We start from the raw sequence: 26075 nt of genomic DNA, 5'->3' as shown, positions 1-26075 counted from the left end.
GGTCGGGTAGGAGCGCCACCACCGTCGGGCGACCGGGTCGGCCTGTGGTGACGGGCTGCAGCGGCCTGGACCGCGTCGTCACGGTCCGACGAAGGCCCGATCGCCCATCCCTGGCGAAAGGTGAGGGGTCGTAGCGAATTCGACCAGGGTGAGGGTGCCGCTTGTGCCGTCGTACCGGGTGATCGACGTGTTCGCCACGGGCGTCGTCGCGACGATGGCGGCGATCTCGTCGAAAGCCAAGCCCTCGATGAGATGGCGCATCACCACGACCACGGCGTCGTGGGCCACGACCAGGACCCGCCGACCGGCGTGCCGGGAGTTCATCTCCGCCAAGACGGCGGCCAGGCGGCGCGCGATGTCGCCGAACGACTCACCACCGGGGGGCCGGTAGGAGAACTCGCCGTCGGCCTCGAGGCGGGCTGCCTCGGCGGGGAACCGTTGAGCGATCATGGCGGGGGTCAGCAGCTCCAGGTCGCCCATGAGCCGGTCGCACAGGCGATCCTCGACAACGGCGGTGGGGTACGGCAGGCCGAGCTGCGCCGCGGTTTCTGCCGCCCGGGACCAGGTCTGGCGGGCCCGGACGTAGGGGGAGCAGATGATGACGTCGGGCCGGCGGTGCACGGGCAGGGCGGCGAGCCAGTGACCGAGGTGGGTGGCCTGTTCCCGTCCCAGTGGTGACAGCTCGATGTCGGCGTCTCGCCCGGTCAGACCGTGGTCGGTCAGCCCGCGGGCGTGCGCGTCGGCGAAGGCCACGTTCGCCAGGCTCTGCCCGTGTCGGATGAGGGTCAACTCAGCGACGGTGTCCATGTCTCCATTGTCCGTGGTGACGGCCAGGCAAGGTTGGGGCCGGCAACGCCGTTCCTCTGATCAGATCAGCGCCGGCTGTCAGGCTGCGATTGTCGAGAGCTGAGATCTTGTCGTACTAGTCTTCGCCGCATGGCCTTGCGACCGGACGAGTTCTATGACCACGCAGTCGCCGCCGCGGACGGCGAGCGCCGGCTCCCGTTGGCGCGCATGACGGGATGGGAGATCAGTCCGTTCGAGCCGGACGGACTGCGCGTAGCGCCGTTGCGTCCGCCGGTGCTCCCGGAGCCCGCGCGGCACGGCGAGGATCCGTCGGACTGCGACGCCTGCCGCGACCGGGACGAAGGGATCTGGTTCAACGATCACTGGCGGCTGGCCCGGATTCGGGGAGTTGGTGTCCCGCTGGTGCTCATGCTGTATCCGCGCGACCACTACGACATGGCGGAGCTACCTGACGAGCTGGCCGCCGAACTGGGGCTGTTGAGCACTCGCATCGTTCGCCACATGCAGGCGCTGCCGCACATCTCGCGGGCTCACGTCTATCGCATCGGAGATGGCGGAGCCCACCTGCATGTCTGGTTCTTCGCTCGGCCCGAGGGGCAGGGCCAGTTGTACGGGTCGTGGCTGGCCGTCTGGGACGACCTGCTGCCGGAGTACCCGGCGGACGTCGCAGAAGCTGACGCCGAAATCGTGGCAGACGCGTTGATCGCCTGCCACGGAGGCCACCGGTCGCCCACCAGCGAACCGGCCGCCTGACCGGCCTGATCCACGACGTCGATCGTCACCGTGACGGCTGTTGCCGCCGCCGTGCGGATCTGCGCGGTCGGGTAGCGGGGGCTGCCGCCTACCGGTGGTCACTCCCGGTCACGGTGATTCAGATGGTCGTGTGATCGGCCGGATACCGGGGCTGACGCCGTGCCCGCCGCCACAGTTCCGCGCGGATGGCTGGCCACCGCTGTGGAAGCGCCTGCTGGGCGTACCACAGGGTGTCCGCTGGGTACGACCGGCCACCGGAGCCGGTCACCGTCGCCGCGAACGCTTCGCCCGCGCGCATGCGGTGATACCGCCGTGTCCCGACGTCTCCGGACGTTCGATGCGGGTGGGGTTGCCACGTTCGAGCTGATCGTGGATGCGCCAGCGGGCGGTGGTGACGGCGCGCCCTGCCGCCTCGTCGCCGTGTTCGATGCGCCGTCGCAGGAGCTGCATCGCGGTGCGGCGGTTGAGGCTGAACTGGCGCTCGGTGTCGACCACGACGACTGTCCCCGAGGGGCGGTGCGTCGCCCGCACCGCCGTGCTGGCCTTGTTTCGGTGTTGACCGCCGGGGCCGCCGGTGCGGCAGGCGACGATGTCGACATCCGCTTCCGCGAACGTCGTGCGCGGGATGCCGACCTGGCACGGTTCGGCGATGACATACCAGTTCTTTCGACCCGTTGTGGCCCGGTACGGGCTGGGGGCCTGCCAGCACAGAGTTCCGGTCCAGGAGGCAGCGAACGCCTCGACGCCGGCTCCGGAGATCCGGACCAGGACCGATCGGTAGGTGTCGGGCCGTTCACCGGGACCGGTCTGGACCCGATGGGTCTCCAGATTCTGCCGTGTGGCGTCGGCTTCCAGGCGGCGCAGCAGCCGGGCCAGCGCCCAGGCACACTCCTGGGGGCCGCGCCCGGCCGACAGGAGCAGGTGGACGCTCACCGCCGGCCTCGCTCGCGGCGGCGGTTCCGGCGGTCCCGTTCGGGCGTGGACCCGAGGTCGGGCGTCTTGTACGTGACCAGGGGGACCGTGGTGGCCACGGGCGTGGCCAGGTCGTGGTCGACGAGGTCGGCGATCACCTGCTCGATGCGCTTGTAGGCCGTTGGCGCCTCCTCGAAGAGCAGCTGGCGGTCGCCGCAAACCACCAGTGACCCCACCGGCGTGCGACGCAGCTCTTCGACCGTGTGCTTGGCCCGGCCCCGGCGCAGGGCGTCGGCGCGCGACATCTTTCGGCCCGCGCCGTGCGCCACCGAATGGTTGGCGTCGGGGCCGGCGTGGGCGGCCACCAGGTAGGAACGGGTGCCTCGCGTACCGGCGACGAGCACGTCGCGGCCGTCACCCGGCGCCGCCCCCTTGCGGTGCAGGTAGACCCCGTCGCGGATCTCGACCAGGTTGTGGCACTGGTCGACGATCGGCTCGGTGGGCTCGGTCCCCAACGCATGGGCGACCCGGGCGGCCATCAGCCGCCTGTTGAGTGATCCCCAGCGTACGGCGGCGTCATGCATCGCCAGGTAGTCGGCGGGGTTCGGGGCGGGACCCGCGCCGTGGACCGCGGTGTGCGCCCGCAGGATCCGCTCGCCGAGCCCTCGCGACCCGCTGTGGACGATGAGAACGAGGTCGCCGGTGGCGAGCCCGAGACGGCTCGCGTGGCCCGGCTCGAAGACGGTTTCGATCCGCGCCAGCTCGACGAAGTGGTTACCCCGGCCAACCGTCCCGAGGCCCTCGACGTGACCGGCGGGAATATCGCCCTCCACAACGGCCCAGGCCGGGTCGTCGGCATCCTGCTCCGGACGCAGCGCGCGGTCGAGGTCGGGGAACTGGGCGGCGAGCTTCTCGGGCACGGCGCGCTTGAGCTTGATGGGGAACACCGCGATGCCGCAGCCGATGTCGGAGCCCACCAGGAACGGGTACAACACGGTCGACGCCATGGCGGCGCCGATCGGGGCGCCCTTGCCGGGGTGCAGGTCCGGCATGGCGGCGACGTGGATCATGCCGTCGAGGGCGGCCACCTGGTGGCACTGCGCCTGGGCATCGGACTCGATCCAACTTGTGGGGGAGGCGAACACGGTGACGGTGGCCGAACCCACGGCCGGGGTGGACCGCGGCAGGAACTCCTGCCGGAGGTGTCGCTGAGACAAAGACGCACTCTTCTCTGAAAGAGGGTATGGACGGACGGCATGACGGCGCGGGTCGGCGCCGTGGAGCCTCGGAGCAGAGGGGTGCTGTCCGTCAGAACGTCATGGACGCCACCTTCCCTGAGCCCACTGCGGGCAGCAAGCGATTTTCGGTCGTACGGGTCCGTGTGCCTGGGTGCTGCGCGTCCACCGATGTGCGCTCGCGCTGCGGACACGCAGCGGGACGCGGTCAGCCGCGCAGTCGCACGCGACAAAGCCGGTGACGGCGGTGGTCATCCCCGCGACAATGGCCGACGTGGAGGAGGTCGAGGTCGTCGTCGCCCATCACGAGCGCGCGACCCTGCGCGTCGGCGACGTGTTCCTGAAGATCGACGCTGATCAGACGCGCACCGACGTCGAGGTCGAGGCGATGGCTGTGGCGCCGATCCCGACTCCGGAGGTCCTGTGGCGGAAGCCGCCCGTACTCGCGCTCGCCGCCCTCCCCGGGACGGCACTCGGTCGCCTCGGCGAGCCGTCGACCGCGTCGTCGGCGGCGTGGGCCGCGGCGGGTGCCGCCGTACGGATGCTGCACGACGCGCCGCTGCCGCCATGGCCCGGCCGGAGCCTCGACGAGATCAGAACGCAGCTCGACGGCGAATGCGAGTGGCTCGTCACGAACGGCATCCTCCCGACCGACCTGGTCACGCGCAACCGCCGAGTTGCCGAGGCTGCGCTGCGGCCGTGGACACCGGTGTTCACGCACGGCGACCTGCAGGTCGCTCACGTGTTCGTCGACATGGACGAGATCACCGGCGTGGTCGACTGGTCCGAGGCCGGCCAGGGCGACGCCCTGTACGACCTCGCCAGCTTGACGCTCGGACACGAGGAGCACCTTGGCGATGTCGTCGCCGGCTACGGCACCCACGTGGACCTCGACGTGATCCGCGCGTGGTGGTCACTGCGTAGCCTGCTGGCGGTCCGCTGGCTGGTCGAGCACGGCTTCGACCCGTCCTCGCCAGGCTGCGAGGTCGACGTGCTGAGATCCCGGATGTGAGGCCGTTGGGCGGGGACTCCGAGCCGGCTCCGACAATCGATAGGTTGCAGCCCATGGGCAGGGTCCTTTCGGTCAATCTTGCCGTGCCGGAGCGCAGCACGGCGAAGCAGGTTGGCGTCACCGGCATCAACAAGCAGCCGGTCGGCGGGCCGGTGACGGTCCGTGCTCCCGGGCCGAAGACCACGGGGTTGCACAGTGGTCTGGTGGGTGACCAGATCTTCGACGTCGAGCACCATGGCGGTGACGACCAGGCCGTGTACGCGTACGCCAGAGAGGACTACGACTGGTGGGAGGCCCGGCTTGACCGGGTGCTGCCCGGCGGCGTCTTCGGCGAGAACCTGACCACGGTGGGCGTCGACGTCAACGGTGCGGTGATCGGCGAGAGGTGGCGTATCGGCGACAACCTCGTGCTGCAGCCGACGTTCGGGCGGATCCCGTGTGCCACGTTCCAGGCCAGGATGGCTGAGCCGCGATGGGTGAAGACGTTCATCCGGGAGAATCGGCCTGGTGCCTACCTGCGTGTCGTCGAGCCGGGAGAGGTTCGAGCCGGAGACCCGGTCATCGTGGTGCACCGGCCGGCGCACGGTGTGACGATTGCGGATGCCTTCCGCGCGTATCTGACCGAGCCGGAGTTGCTGCCCGCGCTGCTGGAGATCGAGGGCCTACCCGACGAACTGCGGCACGCACTGCGCCGCCGCCTGAAGAGCTGAGGCAGCGGGCACGACGTGCCTGGCCCAGAGTTTGGCTCCGGGGCGGGGTGGCCGGCGGGCGCGGCGTGGGTCAAGCCACCGCGGGGAGGATGACCCGCTCCAGCACCGTGAGCGGGGTCCGCCACTGGTCGGGGTCGTCGTAGTTGCCTGCGGTGATGGCGACTGTGAGGTCCAGGTCGGGCAGCACGAACAGGCGCTGGCCGCCGTTGCCCATCCCCGCCACCAGCCGATGGCCCGCGATGGATTCGAGGTACCACTGGTAGCCGTACTGGGCGCCCCAGCCGGTCCGGAGGCGTGGCTGCAGCATCGTACGGATCCAGCCGGCGGGAACGATCCGCTGACCGTTCCAGGTTCCCTCGCCCAGCACCAGTTCGCCGAGCCTGGCCAGGTCGCAGGGCGCGAGTCGCAGCCCGGACGCGGCGGAGGCCACCCCGTCCTCGCCGGTCATCCACTCGAAGCGGTCGATGCCCAGCGGCTCGAACAGCACCGCCTGCCCGTACTGCGGCAGCGACTGCCCGGTGCCGTCAGCGATCAGACGGCCGAGCAGGGCTGTGGCACCGCCGCAGTAGGCCCATCGGGCGCCGGGCGGCTCGAGGATCGGACGCTCCAGGATGTACCGGTACCGATCCGGGGCCAGCTCCATCGCGATCTCGGCGTTGGCCGGGCTGTTGTACGGAAGATCTTCGCGCCACTCCACCCCCAACGACATCGTCAGCGCGTGCTCGACGGTGAGCCGGGCAAGCTGGGGGTCAGCCGCCAGATCGGGGTACTGCGGGAACCGCTGCAGCAGCGGCTCCGCCGGCGCCGGGACGAGCCCGTCGCCGAGCGCGATGCCGTACATCAGCGCGGTCACACTCTTGGTGACTGATCGGATGTCGTGCAGAGTCTCGGGCCCGAACTCCACGACGCCCAGCGAGTCGCCCCAGGCGAAGTCCTCGCCGGCTCCGTAGTACTCCAGCAAGCTCTGGCCACCGCGAATCGCTGCGACGGCGTGCAGACCGCCGACCTGGCCTGCGCGGAGCACTTCGTTCAGGCGGTCACGCAACTGCGTCGTCACATGATCCTCCCCGAAGAGCGACATCGGCCAGCGAAAGCCATGCAAGTTATACCGGAATTGCGGCTCTGCGGCGGCCCGCCTGGGCAGCCTCCAGCGCGGCCCGCCGCAGCCGCCCGCCATGGCGATGATTCGGTTACGGGCACGGTCACCTCCTGACGCAGAGCCCCGATGTCGACGCGAGAAAGCTCAGCCCCCTGCACAGCGCGAGGTGCACCGGTACGTCCGCAGCCGATGCGCGCCGGTGCTGGCACGTCCGCCATCCTCGGTAGCCGCCTCCTTGGCGCGTCCGGTGTGGCAGCGTCCGGCCGTGCCGATGCCAGTGCGCCAGGTTGCGTCTGGCAGGGGGCACTACAGGAGCTGGTCGCGGCGGCGTGTCAGGTAGGCGGTCTCGGCGGTGTTGCCCGCCAGCTCGATGGCTCTGTCGTAGGCCGCGCGCGACTTCTGGCTGCGGCCCAGCCGGCGCAGCAGGTCAGCGCGGGTCGCGTGGTAGGCGTGGTAGCCGGCCAGGTTGTGCTCGAGCCGGTCGACCGCCGCGAGTGCCACCTCCGGCCCGTCAAGCTCGGCGACCGCGATGGCCCGGTTGAGGGCGATGATCGGCGAGGGGTCGAGACGGACCAGATGGTCGTAGTTGGCGACGACCTGTGACCAGTCGGTGTCGCGGACGTCGCGGGCGCAGGTGTGCACGGCGTTGATCGCGGCGAGGATCTGGTAGCGGCCCGGGGCCACCCCGGCGGCCAGGCGTTCGCGCACCAGCCGATGACCCTCGGCGATCAGCGCCGCGTCCCAGGCCCCGCGGTCCTGCTCGGCGAGGGTGACCAGTTCGCCGCTCGTCGAGACGCGGGCGGCGCGGCGGGCCTCGGTGAGCAGCATCAGCGCCAGCAGCCCGGCCACCTCACCGTCGTCGGGCAGGAGAGCGCGGATCAGGCGAGTGAGCCGGATCGCCTCGGCGGTCAGGTCGTGACGTACGGGATCGGTGTCGTGGCCGGTTGCCAGGTAGCCCTCGTTGAAGACGAGGAAGAGGACGGCGAGGACGCCGGAGACGCGGGCCGGGAGATCCTGCGCGGACGGCACCCGATAGGGGATGCGAGCTGCCTTGATCTTGGCCTTCGCGCGGGTGATCCGCTGTTGCATGGTGGTCTCCCGCACCAGGAAGGCACGGGCGATCTGGGGCACGGTGAGACCGGCGACCATGCGCAGCGTCAGCGCCACGCGGGTCTCCATCGCGAGCGCCGGGTGGCAGCAGGTGAAGATCAGCCGGAGCCGCTCGTCGTCGATGGCGTCGACAGGCTCGGGCGGGTCGTCGTCGTACAGCAGCTGAGCCTCCCGCTGCTTGTCGTCGCGCTTGTTCTCGCGCCGGACCCGGTCGATGGCTTTGCGGTTGGCGGTGGTGGTCAGCCAGGCGCCCGGGTTAAGGGGTACGCCGTGGGCCGGCCACCGCTCGACGGCGGTGGCGAACGCCTCGGCCGCCGCCTCCTCGGCGATGTCGAGGTCACCGAAACGCCTGGTCAACGCGGCGATGACCCGCGCCCACTCCTCGTGGTGGGCGCGGGTGATCGCCTCCCAAACGTCGACCACGCTCACAGGAACGGCCGCACCTCGACCTTCCGGTTGCAGTGTTTCGACCCCTCGGCGGCGAGCTCGAGCGCCACGTCGAGGTCGGGAGCCTCCATGATCCAGAACCCGGCGAGATACTCCTTCGACTCCAGGAAGGGCCCGTCGCTGAACATCGCCTGTCCGCCTCGGTTGTCGATGACGGTGGCCGTGCCGGGCGCCGCGAGGCCACCGGCGAAGACCCAGTGACCCTCCGCCATGAGCCGGTCGTTGAACGCGTCGATGGCCGCCATCTCTTCGGCGGTGGCGACGTCGGCCGCGTTGTAGATCACGGAAACCAGGTACTGCATCTTGGATCATCTCCTGTGGTTCGGGTCGCCTTTCGTGGGCGGCCGCTCGCCCTTGCAACGAACACCGCAGGCCCGATCCGACAACTCCTCCCGGCCTTTTTCAAGACTCTGGCGTGCCGGCCTCGCTGGGTCCGAGGCGCCCCTGGAAACGTCCGCTCATGCCGCAGGCCACGTGCCCGCTCGTGCCGACGCACGGTCGCGGGCGAGCGTCGATCCCGGAGGGCTGGCAGGGTCAGTCGAGCAACCAGCCGTGTAGTTGCCTGCCGTACGGAGTCAGGGCGAGCACCGCCAGCGCGAGCCACATCGCCGAGCCGATGACGAGCCAGCCGAAGGTCTTCCGGTCACCGATCCGCCAGGTGCGGACAAGGGATGCCACCCCGAAGACCAAGGTGACGAACGCGACCGGGTGGACGAGCATCGCCACCATCCGGCTGATCCCGAACACCCACACCAGCGGGTTCCACAACGAGTCCGGGCCGGCTGGCGGAAGGGAGTCCATCGGGTCGCCCAATCGTTCCAGCCCGGGGTCCAGCACAGCCGGGAGATCGCCGGTGTGCAGTGCGGCCACGAGCAGCACGCCGAAGCTGCCGACCAGGCACACCGCCAGCAGCAGCAGTTGCGCCGATACCACCACGCGGCCGCCGAATGAGGCAGCCGGGCCCTGATCCTCTCGGCTCATCGGCGCACCGTACCCGCTCGCCGTCGACTTCGAGAGCCCGCGTCGGCAGGCGGGCTCGGTGCCTCCGTGAACGCACGGCCGACATCGCCGGTCATCCGCTCATGCCGCCGTTCGTACGCGCGGCCGGGCCGTCGAGCCCGACGGCGGCCTCGGCGCCCTTGACAGGGCGATCATCCCGTTGTCGACGGGCACTGGCTGGGGGAGACGTCGGTGGCCTGTCGACATCTACAGCGAGGTCGCCTCGGAGCGGCCGGGAATGCGCCCAAGCGCCTCGGTGACCAGTTCGGGAGCTCACCAGGGTTTTCACCCACGGACGGGCGGGGACGCGGGTCAGGAGGGGTGAACGCCGCCCCGCCGGACGACAGGGAGGCGCCATGAGCTTGGAACGAGCGAAGGACCAGGTCGAGAAGGTGGCCGGCCCCCAGAGGGCGCGGCTGGGCGACATGCCCCAGAACGAGCGGTCGGAGGCGGAACGGGTGATGCAGCGAGACAAGGCCCAGGGCAGACGGCCCGGCGAACACGTTCAAGCGGATGCTCGGGAGGCGGGAGAGGACTTCACGAGCTGACCCGGCACGCCGCGACGCCCCCGGTCCGCGTGCCGGGGGCGGTGCTGCACTCCCCGCTGCTGCCCAAGATCGAGAAAGGACGTCTCCACTACGACAGCACCGGGGGTTACGAGCCGGTGGACCTACTGTCGAGGCGTCGACCCGGCCGGGCGGACACGCGGGCGGTGGTGTCGTCAGATCAGGAGACGCTCCCGCAGCTTTGCGCCCAGGTTGATCCCACCTACCGCCTGAGGGCTGCCCGGATCGTGCACGTCGAAGCTGGTGTTGCGGCGCATCAGCTCACGGACCGGAGGTGGCAGCCGGGGCGGGTCGTCCATGGCTTCGAGAATCTGCGCCGCGCTCGTGATCAGTCGATCGACCAGGGCGGCCGCGTCGGTGTCCACCCGCACCCGGCCGTACTCCCAGCCGGCTGCGGTGAGGTCGAGCACCTCGAACACGTGGGTCAGGAGCGGGTACGGGTCGGTCACCCGGTCGAGCTGGGGCGCCCGGCTGCCGACCACCGCGACGGCGGCGGCCACCTGCGCGTACGGGTGGAAGCCGCACGGCAGCGCGATCAGTGGCCACCGCAGCGCCGGGCCGGCTTCCTTCCACAACGGCCGGTAGTTCCGGCGGTTCACCAGGAGCCGTCGGCCCGTCCGTCGGTGTATGTCCTGGGCCTGGGCCTGTAGGTCCGCGTGGGCTTCGTCGGCGACCTGGCTCACGATCCGGGCCGCCACCACCAGGCCGTCGTCACCGTTCAGCATCTCGGTGACCGCCTCAACCTGATCGGGAAACCGGACCTGCGCGCGGGCGCCGTACCGGTGCTGGACGTCCCGTAGCAGCGCCTGCTGCCGCGCCGGATCGAGCTGGACCCGCCCGCCGCCCAGCAACTGCCGGAGCCAACGCATTTCGCCTCGTTTCAGCAACCGTCCCGGACCGCGGCAATGCTAGTGCGTCGGACCTCCCTCATGCCGTGATGGGGTGGCTGAGCGACCTTCGACCTTGATGGCGGTGCACGCGCACCCGTACGACGAGGCGACGAGCACGGCGGCATCCCCTGCCCATGGGCGGCCGGACGCCCATTCGTGTGGCCTGGTGACGGGGTAGCTGACGCTGACCGGCGGTGGGCCGCATCCCACTACCGGGGCGGCTGCTGGTGCGGCGTCATGGCGGCCTGACCGGCGGTCCACCGCGTGTCGATCCTTGCCAGTTGTCACATCTGCCGCTGTCGGGCCGTTGTTCGCGGTAGGTCTGGCATGCCCGGGCCGGCAGTTCGGTCAAGGGCGCCCGGCGCCAGAAGGGCCCCCGGGTTGATCCCAGTCTAGGTAGGGCCGCTGTCAGTTGAGCGGGATGTCGCCGAAAAAACGCAGCCCTCGGTACGACGAGATCGTCGGAAACACCGTCAGCGAGACAGCCCGGTCGTCTGCTGCGGAGGTGGACGAGACGGCGGCCGGTACGTGCCGTGGCAGAGATGCCAGTCGGCCTCAGCGTTCGGCGCCGCCCGGTCGGCCTGGGTCGGTCCGGGAGGGTCGGTGACCGACGCGCGGAGCCCGGATCACCGAGGAGTTGCCAGACGCCGGGCGGAAATCCCGCGCCGCCCCGGCCACCGCATCGTCGGGATCGCGCTCGAGGGCCCGCCGGATGTGCGGCGGGACGACCTCGGATGTCGCCATCGCCAGTCGGACCTCCACGGAACGGTCGTCGACCAGCCGTTCCAGATCCGCCTCGTCCAGCTCCACCGCCCGGACGAGCGCGGCACGGACGTCGGCCACGGGGTCCTGGGCGAGCGCGCTGCGCTGCTCGGCGGTCGTCCGCGGGTTGCGGGCGACCCCCTTGCGTACCCGTGCGGTGCGATCGGCCATCAGGGCGGTGATCACGTCGGGGTCGTGGGTGTGGGTGGCGAGTCGTTCCCGTACCTCGGGTGAGACGTCGTCGATCAGCCTGGCGGCCAGATCGGGCTCCAACTCCCGCATCTCCGCGAGGAGGCCGCGAAGCTCCTTGTCGGGCGCCTCTGACATCACCCGGCGAACCGACTCGTCGCAGGCCGGGTTGCCGGCGACCGCCCAGCGGACCCACCGGTCGGCGTCCTTGACCAGACGCAGGAGATTGGCGACCGAGGTCGAAGGGTTTCTCGCCACGGCCTCCCGGACCTGACGATCATGGTCCCGGGTCAGCGGTCGCAGTGCCTGCGCGGGTGCGTCGGTCCGGGCCGCGACCGCCTTACGGACCACGGGCGACGGGTCGGACGCCAGGTCGATGAGGGTCATCTGTGGTGTTGCGGGGTCCTGCGCGAGGGCGAGCCGCGCGTCGGTGCCCCCGTCGGGCGCACCGTGGGCGGTGGTACCTGACCCGCTGTGCCGATCAGACCCGTCGACGTCCTGCTGCATCCCCATGCGGGCAATCATGTCACGGACCGACTGGGCCAGCGCGAGCCTGACCAGCGCGTTGACGATGATCGAAGCGTTACCTCGCGGTGGCGCGCTTCGCGGTGGAGATACGGCGGGCGGCGCGACTACCACTGAGTGACGATCCATGCGGACGCGGGTGGACGAGGGCGGACTTTGAGGGACCATCGTCCCACGGCGTTGGCCCGGAGCCCGACTGTGATGCGGACCGGACGAACCCGGCTACACCGTCGGCGTGGTCGTCGAGCGTCAGGGTCGGCGGGTGGCGGCGGCCAGGAACATGGGGACGGCGAACATGAGCCGGCCGCCGGCGGCTCGCCGGGTCTGCTCGCTGACCCACGCCTCGCTCTCCTCGACGCTGATGGCGCCGGTTTGACGGGCGGCGGCAGCGTGTCCGGTGAGCAGCGGCTGCATGGTGGCGTCGGTGAATATCGCGGTGTGGACTTCGACCTCGACGTCGTAAAAGCCATTGTCGAGCAGCAGATTTCGGTAGGCGCGGGCGATGCGGGGGTGAGGAATGGTGTCGGCGCGGGCGTGCACGATGCGGCGGGTCAGGTCGGGTTGGTGGGAATCGATGACCAGGGCGTCCCAGTCCTGGCCGACCAGCACGATTCGCCCGCCGGGGGCGAGGACCCGGCGGGCTTCGGCCAGGGCGACGGACGGCTCGGGCAGCACGTGGTACACCTTGTCGGCCCGGTAGCCGTGGGCCTGCCCGTCGGCCAGGGGCAGGTCGATGGCGTCGGCGGCGCGCAGGTCGAGATCAGGGAATCGGGTGCGGGCGGCGGTCAGCATGGTGGGGTCGAGGTCGACACCGATGGCGTGGGCGCCGCGCCAGGCGAGTTCGGCGACGGCACGCCCGGTGCCGCAGCCGACGTCGACCACTGTCGCGCCAGGGTGCAGCCGTAGCAGCTGGTAGCCGCGTTCGCGTAGCGTGACGGCGGCGGGCGTGGCTTCGGCGGCGTGGAGTGTCTGGATGAGGGTCTCGGTGTCCGTGTGGGCGGTGTGCGTCTCCGGCATGTGGTCGAGTCTGCGACTTCAGGTTGACCTGAAGTCAACTCTCCTCCAGTTGAGGCGGGCCTGAAGTCCGGGGGAGTTGTCGATGGAGTACTCGATCGGGAAACTCGCGGCCCGCTTCGGGCTGGCCCCGCATGTTCTGCGGCATTGGGAGGAGGTGGGCTTGCTGCCCCCGGCGCGCCGGGTTGCGGGCCGCCGGGTGTACGACGCGGCGGATGTGACCCGGGTGGCGGAGATCCTGCTGGGTAAGGAAGCGGGCTTCAGTCTGGAGCAGTTGCGGGAGCTGTTCACCGCTCCGGATCGGGACCGACGGGGTGAGCTGCTGCGCGCCCAGTTGGCCCAGGTGCGGGAACGCATCGCCCGGCTCACGCTGTCGCAGACGCTGCTGGAGCACGCGTTGCGCTGCCGACACCCGGACTACCAGTCGTGCCCGCAGTTCCAGGCAATGTTGCTCGCACGCCTCGACGGGGTCGACACGGCTGAGGCCCTGAACCACCACTGATCCCGGAAATGCGCGAACCGGCTCCCATGCCGCGATCAGCGCGCTTGAGGTGTCGCAGGTCAGTTGGCGGACGACTGTCGCAGGTCAGCCGACGGAGGTGCATTGCCGAATTGACCTCTGAAGAACAAGGGCGACCCGCAGAACGGGCCGCGCCGGACCCCCGGCCTGCTGGCGACCTCCGGCCGGCGTCGGCCGCGCGCGGGCAACCAGGGCTCGTGTCATCCAGGAGGAGCGAGGATCGCTGCCTCCAGACGCAGTCCGACCCCGACCAGGACAAGAAGGCCGGCGAAGATATGCGGCTCGGCCTCCCCTGAGTCGCTCGACATCGTAAGTACGGAGATCAGCAAGCCAGCCAGCAACGCGCAAGTGCCTACTACCCGTCTGGTGGCAGCTCGCCTGGATGGAAGGTCCACTGCGGGACCGTACCGGAGAGCAGCCAGGGGAACTGTCCGCATCGCGACGACCGAACCACTTGCGCCCGTGACGATCGCGGTGCGGTCGCCCGTCGCCGGGGCGGGGCGACCGCTGACCGCAAGCCGTCGTGGCTGATCTTCAGCAGCATTCGGCCGGAGGGGTCCGTCATCCGTCGGTCTCGCAGGCGTCGATTTCGCCACCTGGGCCGGCGCGGGTGCCGACAATGAGGAAATGAGAGCGCAGAGCCTTCTGAAGAGGTCGCAAGAAGCCGCAGCTCGTCGTCGTACTCCGAAGAGACAACCAGCCGTGTCGCGTCGTCGTACGCCATGGCCGCTGATGGCGGCGCTGCTTGCGGCGGGAGCGGCCGGAGCCGCGGCGGTACGGCGCCGCAGAGGCGCCGGGCGCAGCGGATCCCCCGGAGCCGAGGCGACCGTTGACGTCAGCCAGCCCGGTCTTGCCGGCGGTGCTGTCCGGCCTCTCGGCAGCCCTGAAGGAAGCGCCCAGAGCTGGCGTCAGGCAAGGTGAGGCCAGCGTGCCCCTCCGGCGTGCGACCGGGAGCCTCCCCGATCTTCAATCGGGTGCTGTACCACCTCCGCCTGTCCCGCTCGCTCGCGCGGGCGGTGACCCGCCGCCCCAGGTAGGCAGTCCGGCGTAGTCCCACCACACGGTGTGCGTGGACCTGGCCGGGTTCGAAGCGGGGGCGGGACATTCTCGCGATGGCAGCGTGGAGTCTGCGGGCACGACGAGGCACCGGGTCGCCGACGGCGCCGTGACTGCCTGATTTGCGGGTACTGGGAGCAGCCGGGGCTGCGAGCTGGGCCTGCTGGGCGGTCGATCGGTAAATCTGTGGCATGTCGTTGCGCGTGTCGGAACACTGCGTCGGGTGACCGGTTCCGCACCGCCTCAACCGCTTCGACCTCGTGCGCTGAGGCCCGGAGACCTCGTCGTCATCGCATCGCTGTCCGGGCCGCTCCATGCCGCTTACGAGCCCGACCTCGAGCAGGCGGTGGTCGTGATCGAGCGGATGGGATTCCGCGTGCGTCGGGCACCGCTACTCGAAGCAGGGCGGCACCATTGGTGGAGCGTGCACGACGGCGGCCAGACGGCGCTCGGCTACCTCGACCTGATCGACGTGCGTCCCGTACGCGATCGACGGGCTCGGGGGGCCCGACGCGTCCCCGACCCTGCCCGAGCTGGTCCTCGACGTCCTCGGCGACCGTGACATCCCCGTCCTGGGCAACGTCGAGTTCGGGCACGCCGGCCCGAATCTGCCGATGCCGGTCGGCATCCGCGTCGGCCTCGATGCGCAGCAGCGGACGTTGTCGCTGCTCGAACCGGCGGTACGGCCGCACCCGACAACGGGACCGGACCTGTCATCGTGGGCCGCACCCGGACGGCGGTGAAGTGCTGGAGCTGACCCAACTGTCGCTGCGCCACCACACGCCAGCGAGCATCGGCGCGGGTCAGTCAGCGGCGGCGCATGCACGGACAGTTCTGGTCGGTGACAGCGGCTATGTTCGTGGTCGTGCTGGTGTCGCCCCGTGTTTCCTGCCTGCTTGCTGCATTCGTCGTCTTCGTGGTCGCCGGCTGTGGCGACGGCGGGGACCCTCCCGCTGCTGCTCCCTCGGCAGCCCCGGAGGTATCCACCGGTGCCCCCAGCGCCTCCACTTCGGTCCGTAAGGCCTCCTACACCGCCGTCAAGCTGGACTTGTGTGCGCGTACGGATCTGAGGCCGTTGGCGGACCTCGGGGTGACGGTGACGCGCACCGACCCGAAGCCGCCCGTCGGAAGGCCGGGAGCGGCGTGCCTGTTCGAGATGCGCACGAAGGCGGGCTACCAGGCGAACCTGCGGGTGGAGGCGTCCACCCCCGCGACCGAGGACGAGGCCCGTTCGCTCTATCGAGCCACCCGGCAGGTGACCGGCATGACGCTGGTGGGGGCAGTGGCCGACGTGGGGGAGGAGGCGGAGGCGTTCACGAAGCGTTCCGAGCCGGGGTTCCGGTACACCGAGTACATGGTGCACGCTCGCAGCGGCAACCTGGTGGTGAAGGTGTGGCTGGCCGTCGGCGCCGATTCCTACCCGCCCATGGCAACGTTGGCCGGGAAGTCCCTGACCTTCCTCAAGGCAACCCAGGCGTCGGTGCCCACCGCCTGACGCGGTAGGTCTGCGAACACTCGGCAGAGTGCGTGTCGGGCACGCAGGGCGTCGAGGACGCCTCCTCGCCCTGAGCGCCTCTCCGGCGGTGTCGACGCCCGAGCGGATCTGGTCGAACCCCATGTTGAACGGCTCGCCGTACTCGAGGTCGGGGGTTCCAGACTGCATCGGGTGTTGGCGTGGCTCGGGTACGACATCCCGTCAGTCGACACCGGGGCGTCGCGGTGCGGCTGGCGGCCGGTGCCGGAGCACTGCTGACCCTGATGATGTGGACCGTCCCCCTGGCGAGCGATCCGATTCGCCCTGCCGTCGGCCGACCTCCATCGTTTCGGCGCAGGGAATGAACGGCGCGATGGCGTAAGGTGGGCGCGTAACGGCCGCCCTGGTCCCTGGTGGTGCCCCAGCCGCAGGCACACCACCAGGAGCATCGGATGCCTGTTTCCCCGGTCTATGTTCTCCCCGGCCCGGAGTCCGTGAACGACCTCGTCAGGCGGATCGCCGACCGTGACCGGGCCGCCTTCGGTCGGCTCTACCGCCGCCTCGTCCGCACGGTCTTCATCCAGGTGTGTGCGAGCGTGGGTAGCCCATCGGCCGCCGTCGCGGTGACCCGGGCGGTGTTCGTCGAGGTCTGGCAGCTCGCGCCGAGGTGCGCCGCCGGTCAGGTCGATGGGTTCGCATGGGTGACGGCCATCGCCGTTCGCCGGGCCGCGGAACGGCTTCGCGAGGTCGATGGCAGCCCTTCGCCCCTTACCACCGTCTACGACGAGTTCCTCGGGCGCGTACTGACCGGCGCGTTGAGCGGCGAGCCGCCGGCACTGCTCGGCCCGTCGGTTCCCCCTACCACCAGATGACCGTCTGCCGATCGGGTCTCGGCCCGGTGTCCGGCGCGGTCATCGGGCCGAGCAGCCGTTCTTGTCAGTCAGCCCACCGACGCATGACCGTCTGCCGATTTCGTCTGATGTGGATTCAGGCGGCGTCGACCTCTTCGTGGGCTCGAAGTCGGTGAGGATGCGCGCCGATCGGCGCGGTGCTGCCACCTTCGTTGTCCCACACCGCGTACGTCCCGGAGCCGGTCGCCGCCGCAGTTTGGGGCCGAGCCGGTGCGTTGGCCAGGATGTCCGGCGCGCGCCTGACGTTGGTCGGATCGGCGGCGGTCGCCATCGCCCACTCGGCTGCCGCCCTCGATGTGGCGGGCGGCACCACCAGCAGGTCGACCTGGACGTCGCGGCCGGTGGTGGCGACCAGCAGGGCGGGGTCGAGGGTGTCGAACCAGCCGATCCGGACCACGTCCGGTCCGACGGTCAACCGGCGGACCGGGCTCTCCCAGGTGTGGATGTTGAGCATGAGGTGCCGGATCCGGCCATGACGTTCGGACAGGGCGAGGACAAGGCCGGGAAGTTCGGTGGCCGGGTCCCAGGACCGCGGCCACCACCCGCCGTCCAGAACCGCCCGGTCGTTGGGGAGGGCGAGGACGAGCCGGGGTACGGAGGGCGCCGGTGCGGGGACCGTGGTGGCTGGTCGCGTGGTGATGGACATGGCTCATCCGTCCTGATTCTCTGGGCGACGCGGCAGCGGGACGCCGGCGATGCCGGTCGTCGGCGGGGGAGTCGGACCGGGCTCGGGCGCGGCGGCTTCCTGCGTGACGCGACGGCGGCCCAGCATCCTGAGTTGCACGATCCGGGCGGTGCCGGGGAGGGCGACGAGCAGGATCCCGGAGACCGCGGCCAGCAGCAGCGCCACCCCCATCGGCAGAGTGCCGTGCGCGCCGAGGAACGACACCTCGGCGCGTTGCCCGTTCTGCAGTACGAAGATGAGCAGCAGCAGGAGCACGACCGCGAACACCACGGCAGCGACCCACAGACCGCCGGCCCGCGAGCGCTTCACCGCCGGCCGCGTGGGCATCGGAGGAGAAACGTCGGTGCCGTCGTGACCGTCGAGCGGGAAGAATCGAACATGGTTGTTCCGGGGTGCGGTCATCAAGAACCGCCGCCTTCCGAGGAGTATCTGGCCGGCCTGAGCGCGGTGGTGCGCTGGCACGCCTGGTTGATGGCGGGCCTGCGACAGACCGTCGCGGTCCGACGTGCGGTGAGAGGGGCCTCGCCAGGAACGCGAGGAGGTCCGGCGACCTGACCGGTGGGGGTGGCGCGGCGAGCGGTCAACACGGTGACCTCGATCGGTGGGGGCGTCCGCCAGCGGCGGACTGTCAGCCACCGGGGTCCCGAGCGACACCGCCAGCGTACGCTTCCGCGCCTCGACCGGCTCGTCAGCCGCTGGCGCCGTCGCGGTCCGGTGAGCCACCGGTCGCGCGGCGTCATCATGCGGAGTAGGGTGTGAACGCCGCCCGGGACCTCGGCGCCGTACCGCAACGTCCGCTTCGAACGATCCGGGTCGGAGTCAGCAGTGGACGACAAAAACCCCGGTTCGGCGATCCGATGACCTCCGATCGCCAGCTGCGGCTGTGGGCCGTTCTCGCCGATGCCGCCCGGGGTGGCCCGGTCGCGGTCGATCATGTCTGCGCGGCGGCGGTGTCGGTCGCGGGGGTCGACTCCGCCGCCGTCGCGGTCATCCTCGACGCCACGCCGCGTGAGCTGGTGTATGCCACGGACCGGACCGCGTCGGAGCTGGAAGAACTGACCCTGACCCTCGGTGAGGGGCCGTGCGTGGACGCGACCACCGGTGGGCCTGTCCTGGTAGCCGATCTGACGGCACCGGATTGCTGGAACCGCTGGCCGGTGTTCGCGCCGGCCGCGGTGCTCGCTGGGGCCGGCGCGGTCTTCGCGTTGCCACTACGGGTGGGCGGGATCCGCCTCGGTGTCCTGGACCTCTACCGGGCTCGCGCCGGTGGCCTCGGAGTGGAGCAACTGGCCGACGTGCTGGTCCTGGCGGACACGGCGTGCGCGGTGCTGCTGGACGACGCGACGCGCCACGGGGTGGACCAGAGCGATCAGTGGCCCGAGGGGACCGGCCTGCAACACCCCGAGGTGCACCAGGCGACCGGCATGATCGTGGTCCAGTTGGGAGTGCCCGCGGCGGTGGCGCTCGTCCGGATGCGCGCCTACGCGTACTCCCAGGACCGGCGGCTGCGGGAAGTGGCAGCTGACGTCGTCGCTCGGCGCCTGCGGCTCGAACCGGCGGAGACACCTGGTGACCGGAATGCGTGAACAGGGGACAGGCGCCAGGACGGCGCGTTACGGACCATCCCGGTCGGGCGACCGGTGGAACCACTGATTGACGAGGTGACTGACATGGCCGAGACCCCGCTGGCCGACGTTTTCGTGGAGATGGCCGACACTCTCGTCGACGACTTCGACGTGATCGAGTTCCTGCACGTGCTGACCGAGAGGTGTGTCGAGCTGCTGGGTGTGTCGGCGGCCGGGCTGCTCCTGACCGACCAGCGGGACACGCTGCAGGTGGTCGCCGCCTCCTCCGAACGCACCCGACTGCTGGAGCTGTTCCAGCTCCAGACCGACCAGGGGCCCTGCCTCGACTGCTTCCGTACCGGCCAACCGGTGTCGGCCGCCGACCTGACCCTGGCCACTGCCCGATGGCCGAGGTTCACCGCCGCGGCCGCCGAGGTCGGCTTCGCCGCGGTGCACGCCCTGCCCATGCGCCTGCGCTCCGAGGTTATCGGCGCGCTGAACCTCTTCGACGTCCGGCCGGGAGCCCTCGACGAGGGCAAGCTCCGCATCGGTCAGGCACTCGCCGACGTGGCCACCATCGGACTGCTGCAACAGCGCGCCATCCACCGACGCGACATCCTCACCGAACAGCTGCAGACCGCCCTGAACAGCCGCGTCCTGATCGAACAGGCCAAGGGGGTCCTCGCCGAACGCCTTCAGGTGGACGTGGGCCAGGCCTTCGCGATACTGCGCGACGCCGCCCGCAGCCGCAACCGGCGACTGTCCGAACTGTCCCAGGCGATCGTCGACGGCTCCGAGCAGTTGGCGCCGGGGGCGGTCACCAACCGGCCCGGCTGACGACCGGGGCGACAACCGAGCCGGTTCCTCGGGCGCGTCCAGGTGTCGGTCGGGGGGATGAAGGCGTACGGTGAGGGTGTCGCCCGGGTCCCCGGTGGCCGCCAGTATCGCCGCCACCAGCCCGTTAGGGGCGCTGAACAATGGTCACCCCCATCGTGACGCCGACGGCCGTTTCGTCCCCTCCGACGCCGAACCCGGCCAGGGGGGACAGCGAACAACTGTTGCGTCGACGCGCAGCCCTGAACGTCGACGATCCCGACCGGGCGCGGCTGCGAACCCGGATCATCGAGGCGCACCTGCCGATGGCGGGTCGGCTGGCCCGCCGTTACGTCGGCCGCGGAGAGCCGTACGAGGACCTGGCGCAGGCCGGCGCGCTCGGCCTGATCAAGGCCGTCGACGGATACGACTGCAATCGGGGCGTGCCGTTCGCCAGCTACGCCGTCCCGACCATCCTCGGCGGCATCCGGAAGCACTTCCGCGACACGACCTGGGCGATCCGGGTGCCGCGCGCGGCCCAGGAACTGGGGGCCCAGGTGCCCGAGGCCCGGGGCAGGCTGGCGCAGCAATGGGGTCGCCAACCGACGGATCGAGAGCTCGCCGACGACCTGGAGGTGACCGTCGCCCAACTCGTGGCCGCCGTCGCCGCCCTCGACGTCTATCGCCTGGCGTCGCTGAACGAGCCACGACCCGGGGCCGACGGCCTCGAGCGTCACGCGCTCATCGGCGCCGCCGATCCGGCGTACGCAGCCGTCGACGACCACCTCACTCTCCAACTGCTCCTCGCGGCGCTTCCCGCACGTGAACGTCGGATCCTGACCATGCGGTTCTACGGCGACCTGACCCAGGCGGAGATCGCCACCCGGGTCGGGCTGTCCCAGATGCACGTCTCCCGGCTGCTGAAGCGCTCGCTGGCCCAACTGAGAGCCGGGATGCTCCGCTGAGTCCTCGCCACCGGCCATACCGCCACCTGTGACCAGGACCAACCCGAACGACTTCCCAAGGGGGCAGACGATGAGGATCGCCAGGTACCGGATCGTTGCGGCTCTGCGCGAGCGCGACCAGCAGTTCAGGGCCGACTGGGTCGAGCGCGAACTACCGGAGCGGGTGGACCCCGCCAAGCACGTGGGGCTGCTCGCCACCCTGCGCCTCGATCCGGCCGACCTCGCCGACGCGCCGTCTCCGTGAGGGTTGCCCTGCTCGGGCCGGTCGCCTGGCGGACACCCCCACACCACTACGGTCCCTGGGAGCAGGTAACCGGGCTGCTCGCCGAAGGGCTGGTCACCCGCGGCGTGGACGTGACCCTCTTCGCGACGCTGGACTCCGTCACCTCCGCCGCCCTCGACGGCGTGTGCCCCCGGGGGTACGCCGACGATCCGGACCTGGACGGCCGGGTGTGGGAGGCGATGCACGTGTCCCACGCGATGGCCCGCTCCGGGCAGTTCGACCTGGTGCACAGCCACCTCGACTGGCTGCCGCTCGCCTTCGCCGAGCACTGCGGTGCTCCGCTGCTCACCACCGTCCACGGCTTCTCCGGCGCGGGGATCCTCCCCGCGTACGCCCGGGCCCGCTCGTCCTACGTGTCGATCTCCGACGCCGACCGGAACGCCGATCTCGACTACGTCGCCACGGTGCACCACGGTGTCGACCTCACCGGGCTGCCGTTCACCCGCGACGCCGGTCCCGGACTGGCCGCCTTCGGCCGGATCCATCCCGACAAGGGCACCCACACCGCCATCGAGATCGCCCGCCGCGCCGGCCGGCCGCTGACCATCTGCGGCATCGTGCAGGACGAGCGGTACTTCGCCGAACACGTGGCCCCGCACATCGACGGCGACCAGGTCGTCTTCCTCGGATCCGTCGGCCCCCGTCGGCGTGCGGAGGTGCTGGGATCCAGCACCGCGCTGCTGCACCCGATCGCCTTCGACGAGCCGTTCGGACTGTCGGTGGTGGAGTCGATGGTCTGCGGCACGCCGGTCGTCGCGTACGCCCGCGGGTCGATGCCGGAGATCGTCGACGAAGGGGTGACGGGCTTTCTCGTACACACCGTCGAGCAGGCCGTCGACGCCGTCACCCGGGCTGCCGGGCTCGACCGGGCCGGCTGCCGGGCCCGGGCCGGGCAGCGCTTCGGCGCGGACCGGATGGTCACCGACTACCTGGCCGTCTACGACCACCTCACCCGCCGACCGCACCGCTGAATCCGGCCACCGCCTACGAATCCGTTCCGCCGGCCGCACACGCTGGCCGGCGTGCGCCGATACCGCGTGAGGTTCGTCCCCGTACGCCGGAGGCGGCCGACAACCAGAAGGCCCGACACCCATGCCCAGCTACGGATTCCTCAGCACCCACCCACCGACCCGGTGTGGACTGGCCACCTTCAACTCCGCCCTCGCCGCCCACCTGACCGCCGACGGTACGCGCGGCGGCATCGTGCGGGTCACCGACCGCGGCGACGACCTGCGGGCCGGACCGGGGGTCGTGCACACCTGGTCGACGCGTACCCAGGCCGGATGGCGGGATGCCGCGGCGGCCCTGAACACCTTCGACGTGGCCGTCGTGCAACACGAGTACGGCATCTACCCCGGCGCCGACGGCGAGGATGTCCTGCCGCTGCTGCGCCGACTCAGCGTGCCGAGCATCGTGGTCCTGCACACCGTGCTCCGCCGGCCCTCGGCCCGGCAGAAGTCCCTGCTGGAGCAGATCGTCACCGCCGCCGGGGCGGTCGTCACGATGACCGACACGGCTCGCGACCGGCTGCTCGTCGGCTACACCGTACGTCCGGGCAAGGTCACGGTCATCCCGCACGGCGCCGCGGAGCACGTCGGCGTACCCGCCGACCGCCGTACCCGCCCGCACCTGCTGACCTGGGGACTGCTCGGTCCCGGCAAGGGCGTCGAGTGGTCGCTGCGGGCCCTCGCGCAGTTGCAGGACCTGGACCCGACCCCCACCTACACCGTCGCGGGCCGGACCCATCCGAAGGTGGTCGAGCACCACGGGGAGGCGTACCGGTCGGGACTGCACCGGCTCGGCGCGCAACTGGGCGTCGCGCACGCCGTGGACTACCAGGACGTCTACCACGACCAGGGCGCCCTCGGCCGGCTGATCCGCTCCGCCGACGTGGTCGTGCTGCCCTACGACTCCCGCGAACAGGTGACCTCCGGCGTGCTCATCGAGGCGGTGGCCGCCGGGGTACCGGTCGTGGCCACGGCGTTCCCGCACGCCGTCGAGCTGCTCACCGGCGGCCCCGGTCTGGTCGTACGCCATCAGGATCCCACGGCGCTGGCCACCGCGATCCGGCGGATCCTGACCGAACCGGGCCTGGCCGCCCGGCTCGCCGGCCGCAATCGGCCGCTCGCCGCGGACCTGCGCTGGCCGGCGGTGGCGGCCCGCTACGGCACTCTCGCCGAGCGGCTCACCGTGGCCCGCCCGACGGTGGTCAGCGCGGCGTCGGCGTGACCGCGACCATCGGCCGTCCCACGACGCCGGACAGCGGTCACCCGCCGACCGGGCCCGGACCGAGCTTCGCGCACCTGAGCCGGTTGAGCGACGACACCGGGTTGTTCGAGCACGCCCGGCACGGCATCGTCCGCCGCGAGCACGGCTACTGCACCGACGATGTCGCACGCGGCCTGGTCGTCACCAGCCGCGAGCCGGAGCCGGCCGAGGAGGTGCTCCGGCTCGCCGAGTGCTACCTCGCCTTCCTGACCCACGCGCAGGACGGCGGCGGCGCCTTCCACAACCGGCTCGGTCACGACCGGCGGTGGACCGACGAGCCCGGGCTCGGCGACTGGTGGGGTCGGGCGCTGTGGGGGCTGGGCACCGCCGCTGCCCGCAGTCCGGCCCCATGGATCCGGGAGGAGGCGCTCGTCGCCTTCAGCCGGGGCGCCACCCGGCGCTCCCCGGCCCCGCACGCGATGGCCTTCGCCGGGCTCGGCGCCGACGAGGTGCTGCGCCGCCACCCGGGCCACACCGCCGCGGCCGCGCTGCTGGCGGATGCGGCCACCACGGTCGGTGCTCCCGGATCCGACCCACGGTGGCCCTGGCCGCAGCCGCGGCTCACGTACGCCAGCGCGGCCCTCGCGGAGGTCGTCGTCGCGGCCAGTCAGCTGCGCCACGGCGGGCCACCCCTCGACGACGGCCTGCGGATGCTGGCCTGGCTGCGCGACGTCCAACTCCGCGACGGGCACCTGTCGGTCGTACCCGCCGGCGGGTGGCAGCGCGGCGCGGCGCGGCTGCGCCACGACCAGCAGCCGATCGAGGTCGCCGCCTTCGCCGACGCCTGCGCCACCGCCGCCACCGTCACCGGCGACCCCGGCTGGGAGAACGGAGTACGACAGGCCATCGGGTGGTTCCTCGGCGACAACGACGTCGGCACCTCGATGTGGGACCCGGAGACCGGCGGCGGCTACGACGGGCTGACCCCGCACGGGCCCAACCTCAACCAGGGCGCCGAGTCCACCCTCGCCCTCATCTCCACGCTGCAGCACGCCCGGCGGTGGTCGTGACCGGCGCCCTGGCCGTCCGGCACGGCACCACCCTCGCCCCGGACGCACGCCGGGTCATCGTCAAGCTCTTCGTCCCCGGTGAGGACGACGCGGTGGTACGCAGCCGCGCGAGGGCGCTCATCGACCGCGTCGCGCACCTCGACGACGAGGAGACCGGCCGGTTGCTGAGGGACACCTTCGACCGCTTCGGTGCCCGACACCGCGACCTGGACGACACGTTCCACCACCACTACGACCTCGTCCGGCACCGCATCCTGCGGGCCCGGGACCTGTCCCCGACCACCCGGCTCCTGATCGGCGCCTACTTCAGCCACGAGTACGCGGTCGAGGCGGCGGCGCTGTGCAACCCGTCGATGGTGGCCCATCCAGACCAGGTCGGCCTGATCGCCGGGCAGTTGCGCGTCGCGGTCAGCCTGCGCCAGATCGGCGAGGGCCACGTCTCGTCGATCGGGTTCGCCAGCGCGGTCCTCGGACCCGGGCGCCGGCTCGCCGTCGCCGACCGGTCCGGCCCCCTGGTCGTCGGGCAGCGGGCCGGCATACGGCACCGCCGGGACCTTCTCGCCGCCGGCCTGACCGAGGCGGCCTGCGACAACGAGATCACCGCCACCGTGCTGGACGCTCTGCCCGAACGCTACGACGAGGCCAGCTTCGAGCAGGTGCTCGGCGACCTGCCGCCGGACCTGCTCTCCCGCAGCACCGGACCGGGCACCCTCGAACACGTGCGCCGCACCAACGCCGCCAGTTACGCCACGACCTTCCCCTCCGACACAGCCCTGCACCAACGGGTTCTCTGGCCGGCCGTTCCGGCGGAGAGCAACGGCATGGAGGACGCCCGGTTCGTCAGGTTCACCGGCGAATCCGGGTCGGTGTACCGGGCCACCTACACCGCCTACGACGGACGACGCATCGCCACCCGCGCGCTGACCAGCGGTGACCTGCGTCGCTTCGAGATCACCCCGATGCGCGGACCGGGCGCCCGCAACAAGGGCCTCGCGCTGTTCCCCCGTACCGTCGGCGGCCGGCACCTCGCCCTGTGCCGCGCCGACGGCGAGACCATCGGCCTGACCCGCCTGGACGGCGAGAACCGGTGGCAGGAACCGGTACCGCTGCACGCCCCTCGGGACAGCTGGGAACTCATCCAGGTGGGCAACTGCGGATCGCCCATCGAGACCGACGCCGGCTGGCTCGTCCTCACCCACGGGGTCGGCCCGATGCGCCGGTACGCCATCGGTGCGCTCCTGCTCGACCTGCGCCGGCCGGAACGGGTGGTCGCGCGGCTCCCCGGTGCGCTCCTGGCGCCCGACGAGGCCGAGCGGGACGGATACGTCCCCAACGTCGTCTACTCCTGCGGCGGGCTCGTCCACGACGGCGAGCTTTGGCTGCCGTACGGGGCCAGCGACAACCGGGTCGGGTTCGCCACCGTGCCGGTGGCCGACCTCGTCGCTGCGATGGTGGAGTCCCCGCCGCCGGTCGGCGAGCGGCGTGTCTGCTGACC

Annotated in this window: 28 protein-coding genes; 16 read left to right on the top strand and 12 right to left on the bottom strand. The window is 71.2% G+C overall.

Translation table 11 applies throughout. The annotated features are described in order from the left end of the window. Positions 1-78 precede the first annotated feature (78 nt). Complete coding sequence (locus AC5L3Z_RS07055) at positions 79-807, bottom strand: histidine phosphatase family protein (RefSeq protein WP_494840441.1); 729 nt, start codon at positions 805-807, stop codon at positions 79-81. A gap of 129 nt (positions 808-936) precedes the next feature. On the opposite strand from AC5L3Z_RS07055, the gene AC5L3Z_RS07050 reads away from it, so the two are divergent. Further along, entirely contained in the window at positions 937-1560 is a 624-nt protein-coding gene (locus AC5L3Z_RS07050) for an HIT family protein (RefSeq protein ID WP_494840440.1), read from the top strand. A 264-nt stretch (positions 1561-1824) separates the two neighbouring features. Here AC5L3Z_RS07050 and prfH read toward each other — a convergent pair whose 3' ends face one another. Both prfH and AC5L3Z_RS07040 read right to left on the bottom strand, forming a co-directional pair. After that, a complete protein-coding gene (prfH, locus tag AC5L3Z_RS07045; RefSeq protein ID WP_494840438.1) occupies positions 1825-2493 on the bottom strand; it encodes a peptide chain release factor H in 669 nt (222 codons plus the stop codon). Continuing rightward, positions 2490-3689, bottom strand: coding sequence for an RNA ligase RtcB family protein (locus tag AC5L3Z_RS07040; RefSeq protein WP_494840436.1), 1200 nt, complete (start codon positions 3687-3689; stop codon positions 2490-2492). The genes prfH and AC5L3Z_RS07040 overlap by 4 nt, the downstream gene beginning before the upstream one ends. Positions 3690-3972: 283 nt before the next feature. On the opposite strand from AC5L3Z_RS07040, the gene AC5L3Z_RS07035 reads away from it, so the two are divergent. Both AC5L3Z_RS07035 and AC5L3Z_RS07030 read left to right on the top strand, forming a co-directional pair. Continuing rightward, positions 3973-4719 (top strand): phosphotransferase family protein, encoded by a 747-nt coding sequence (locus AC5L3Z_RS07035; RefSeq protein ID WP_494840435.1) that lies wholly within the window; start codon positions 3973-3975, stop codon positions 4717-4719. Between the two features lie 53 nt (positions 4720-4772). Continuing rightward, positions 4773-5429 (top strand): MOSC domain-containing protein, encoded by a 657-nt coding sequence (locus tag AC5L3Z_RS07030; RefSeq protein WP_494840641.1) that lies wholly within the window; start codon positions 4773-4775, stop codon positions 5427-5429. 70 nt (positions 5430-5499) lie between these two features. Here AC5L3Z_RS07030 and AC5L3Z_RS07025 read toward each other — a convergent pair whose 3' ends face one another. The 4 genes from AC5L3Z_RS07025 to AC5L3Z_RS07010 all read right to left on the bottom strand — a co-directional run bounded on the left by AC5L3Z_RS07025 (position 5500) and on the right by AC5L3Z_RS07010 (position 9066). Next, positions 5500-6510: a serine hydrolase domain-containing protein gene (locus AC5L3Z_RS07025; RefSeq protein WP_494840433.1), complete on the bottom strand. Its 1011-nt coding sequence runs from the start codon at positions 6508-6510 to the stop codon at positions 5500-5502. A 324-nt stretch (positions 6511-6834) separates the two neighbouring features. Continuing rightward, positions 6835-8061 (bottom strand): RNA polymerase sigma factor, encoded by a 1227-nt coding sequence (locus tag AC5L3Z_RS07020; RefSeq protein ID WP_494840639.1) that lies wholly within the window; start codon positions 8059-8061, stop codon positions 6835-6837. Positions 8062-8063: 2 nt separating this feature from the next. Next, positions 8064-8387, bottom strand: coding sequence for a YciI family protein (locus AC5L3Z_RS07015; protein WP_494840431.1), 324 nt, complete (start codon positions 8385-8387; stop codon positions 8064-8066). Between the two features lie 232 nt (positions 8388-8619). After that, complete coding sequence (locus AC5L3Z_RS07010; protein WP_494840429.1) at positions 8620-9066, bottom strand: hypothetical protein; 447 nt, start codon at positions 9064-9066, stop codon at positions 8620-8622. A 374-nt stretch (positions 9067-9440) separates the two neighbouring features. Between AC5L3Z_RS07010 and AC5L3Z_RS07005 the strand changes: the two genes are divergently transcribed. Continuing rightward, the gene (locus AC5L3Z_RS07005; protein WP_494840428.1) at positions 9441-9632 is read left to right on the top strand and encodes a general stress protein CsbD; all 192 of its coding nucleotides are present in this window, start codon (positions 9441-9443) and stop codon (positions 9630-9632) included. A gap of 173 nt (positions 9633-9805) precedes the next feature. Here AC5L3Z_RS07005 and AC5L3Z_RS07000 read toward each other — a convergent pair whose 3' ends face one another. The 3 genes from AC5L3Z_RS07000 to AC5L3Z_RS06990 form a co-directional block, all read right to left on the bottom strand. After that, the gene (locus AC5L3Z_RS07000; protein ID WP_494840426.1) at positions 9806-10519 is read right to left on the bottom strand and encodes a hypothetical protein; all 714 of its coding nucleotides are present in this window, start codon (positions 10517-10519) and stop codon (positions 9806-9808) included. A gap of 576 nt (positions 10520-11095) precedes the next feature. Continuing rightward, on the bottom strand, positions 11096-12004 hold the full coding sequence (locus AC5L3Z_RS06995) for a hypothetical protein (protein WP_494840424.1): 909 nt from the start codon (positions 12002-12004) through the stop codon (positions 11096-11098). A 261-nt stretch (positions 12005-12265) separates the two neighbouring features. Further along, a complete protein-coding gene (locus AC5L3Z_RS06990; RefSeq protein ID WP_494840423.1) occupies positions 12266-13033 on the bottom strand; it encodes a methyltransferase domain-containing protein in 768 nt (255 codons plus the stop codon). A gap of 82 nt (positions 13034-13115) precedes the next feature. Here AC5L3Z_RS06990 and AC5L3Z_RS06985 point away from each other — a divergent pair, with 82 nt between their 5' ends. The 4 genes from AC5L3Z_RS06985 to AC5L3Z_RS06970 all read left to right on the top strand — a co-directional run bounded on the left by AC5L3Z_RS06985 (position 13116) and on the right by AC5L3Z_RS06970 (position 16952). Further along, positions 13116-13532: a MerR family transcriptional regulator gene (locus AC5L3Z_RS06985; protein ID WP_494840421.1), complete on the top strand. Its 417-nt coding sequence runs from the start codon at positions 13116-13118 to the stop codon at positions 13530-13532. Positions 13533-15094: 1562 nt separating this feature from the next. Further along, positions 15095-15349, top strand: coding sequence for a hypothetical protein (locus tag AC5L3Z_RS06980; RefSeq protein WP_494840638.1), 255 nt, complete (start codon positions 15095-15097; stop codon positions 15347-15349). A gap of 77 nt (positions 15350-15426) precedes the next feature. Further along, positions 15427-16101, top strand: a complete 675-nt coding sequence (locus tag AC5L3Z_RS06975) for a hypothetical protein (protein WP_494840419.1) — start codon at positions 15427-15429, stop codon at positions 16099-16101. Between the two features lie 473 nt (positions 16102-16574). Beyond that, complete coding sequence (locus AC5L3Z_RS06970; RefSeq protein ID WP_494840418.1) at positions 16575-16952, top strand: sigma-70 family RNA polymerase sigma factor; 378 nt, start codon at positions 16575-16577, stop codon at positions 16950-16952. Between the two features lie 115 nt (positions 16953-17067). On the opposite strand, the gene AC5L3Z_RS06965 is transcribed toward AC5L3Z_RS06970, so the two are convergent. Continuing rightward, positions 17068-17637: a DUF5994 family protein gene (locus AC5L3Z_RS06965; RefSeq protein WP_494840416.1), complete on the bottom strand. Its 570-nt coding sequence runs from the start codon at positions 17635-17637 to the stop codon at positions 17068-17070. 3 nt (positions 17638-17640) lie between these two features. Next, positions 17641-18078 carry a lipopolysaccharide assembly protein LapA domain-containing protein gene (locus tag AC5L3Z_RS06960; RefSeq protein ID WP_494840415.1) on the bottom strand — a complete coding sequence of 146 codons (438 nt, stop codon included), beginning with the start codon at positions 18076-18078 and terminating at the stop codon, positions 17641-17643. Between the two features lie 353 nt (positions 18079-18431). On the opposite strand from AC5L3Z_RS06960, the gene AC5L3Z_RS06955 reads away from it, so the two are divergent. The 8 genes from AC5L3Z_RS06955 (at position 18432) to AC5L3Z_RS06920 (ending at position 26073) form a co-directional block, all read left to right on the top strand. Further along, complete coding sequence (locus AC5L3Z_RS06955; RefSeq protein WP_494840413.1) at positions 18432-19262, top strand: GAF and ANTAR domain-containing protein; 831 nt, start codon at positions 18432-18434, stop codon at positions 19260-19262. Between the two features lie 84 nt (positions 19263-19346). Continuing rightward, a complete protein-coding gene (locus AC5L3Z_RS06950; RefSeq protein ID WP_494840411.1) occupies positions 19347-20078 on the top strand; it encodes a GAF and ANTAR domain-containing protein in 732 nt (243 codons plus the stop codon). 221 nt (positions 20079-20299) lie between these two features. Beyond that, positions 20300-21019 carry a SigB/SigF/SigG family RNA polymerase sigma factor gene (locus AC5L3Z_RS06945; protein WP_494840410.1) on the top strand — a complete coding sequence of 240 codons (720 nt, stop codon included), beginning with the start codon at positions 20300-20302 and terminating at the stop codon, positions 21017-21019. 70 nt (positions 21020-21089) lie between these two features. Continuing rightward, complete coding sequence (locus AC5L3Z_RS06940; RefSeq protein WP_334613504.1) at positions 21090-21263, top strand: hypothetical protein; 174 nt, start codon at positions 21090-21092, stop codon at positions 21261-21263. Beyond that, positions 21260-22273, top strand: a complete 1014-nt coding sequence (locus tag AC5L3Z_RS06935) for a glycosyltransferase family 4 protein (protein WP_494840408.1) — start codon at positions 21260-21262, stop codon at positions 22271-22273. The genes AC5L3Z_RS06940 and AC5L3Z_RS06935 overlap by 4 nt, the downstream gene beginning before the upstream one ends. 121 nt (positions 22274-22394) lie before the next feature. Further along, a complete protein-coding gene (locus AC5L3Z_RS06930; protein ID WP_494840406.1) occupies positions 22395-23531 on the top strand; it encodes a glycosyltransferase in 1137 nt (378 codons plus the stop codon). Then, complete coding sequence (locus AC5L3Z_RS06925) at positions 23528-24580, top strand: glycosyltransferase (protein WP_494840405.1); 1053 nt, start codon at positions 23528-23530, stop codon at positions 24578-24580. Before AC5L3Z_RS06930 ends, AC5L3Z_RS06925 begins: the two co-directional genes overlap by 4 nt. Beyond that, the gene (locus AC5L3Z_RS06920; protein WP_494840403.1) at positions 24577-26073 is read left to right on the top strand and encodes a glycoside hydrolase family 130 protein; all 1497 of its coding nucleotides are present in this window, start codon (positions 24577-24579) and stop codon (positions 26071-26073) included. Before AC5L3Z_RS06925 ends, AC5L3Z_RS06920 begins: the two co-directional genes overlap by 4 nt. Positions 26074-26075 lie beyond the last annotated feature (2 nt).

This window comes from Micromonospora sp. LZ37, from assembly GCF_059359015.1.
The sequence above is the reverse complement of the archived record's forward strand: the minus strand, read 5'-3'. Positions and strand labels throughout refer to the sequence as shown.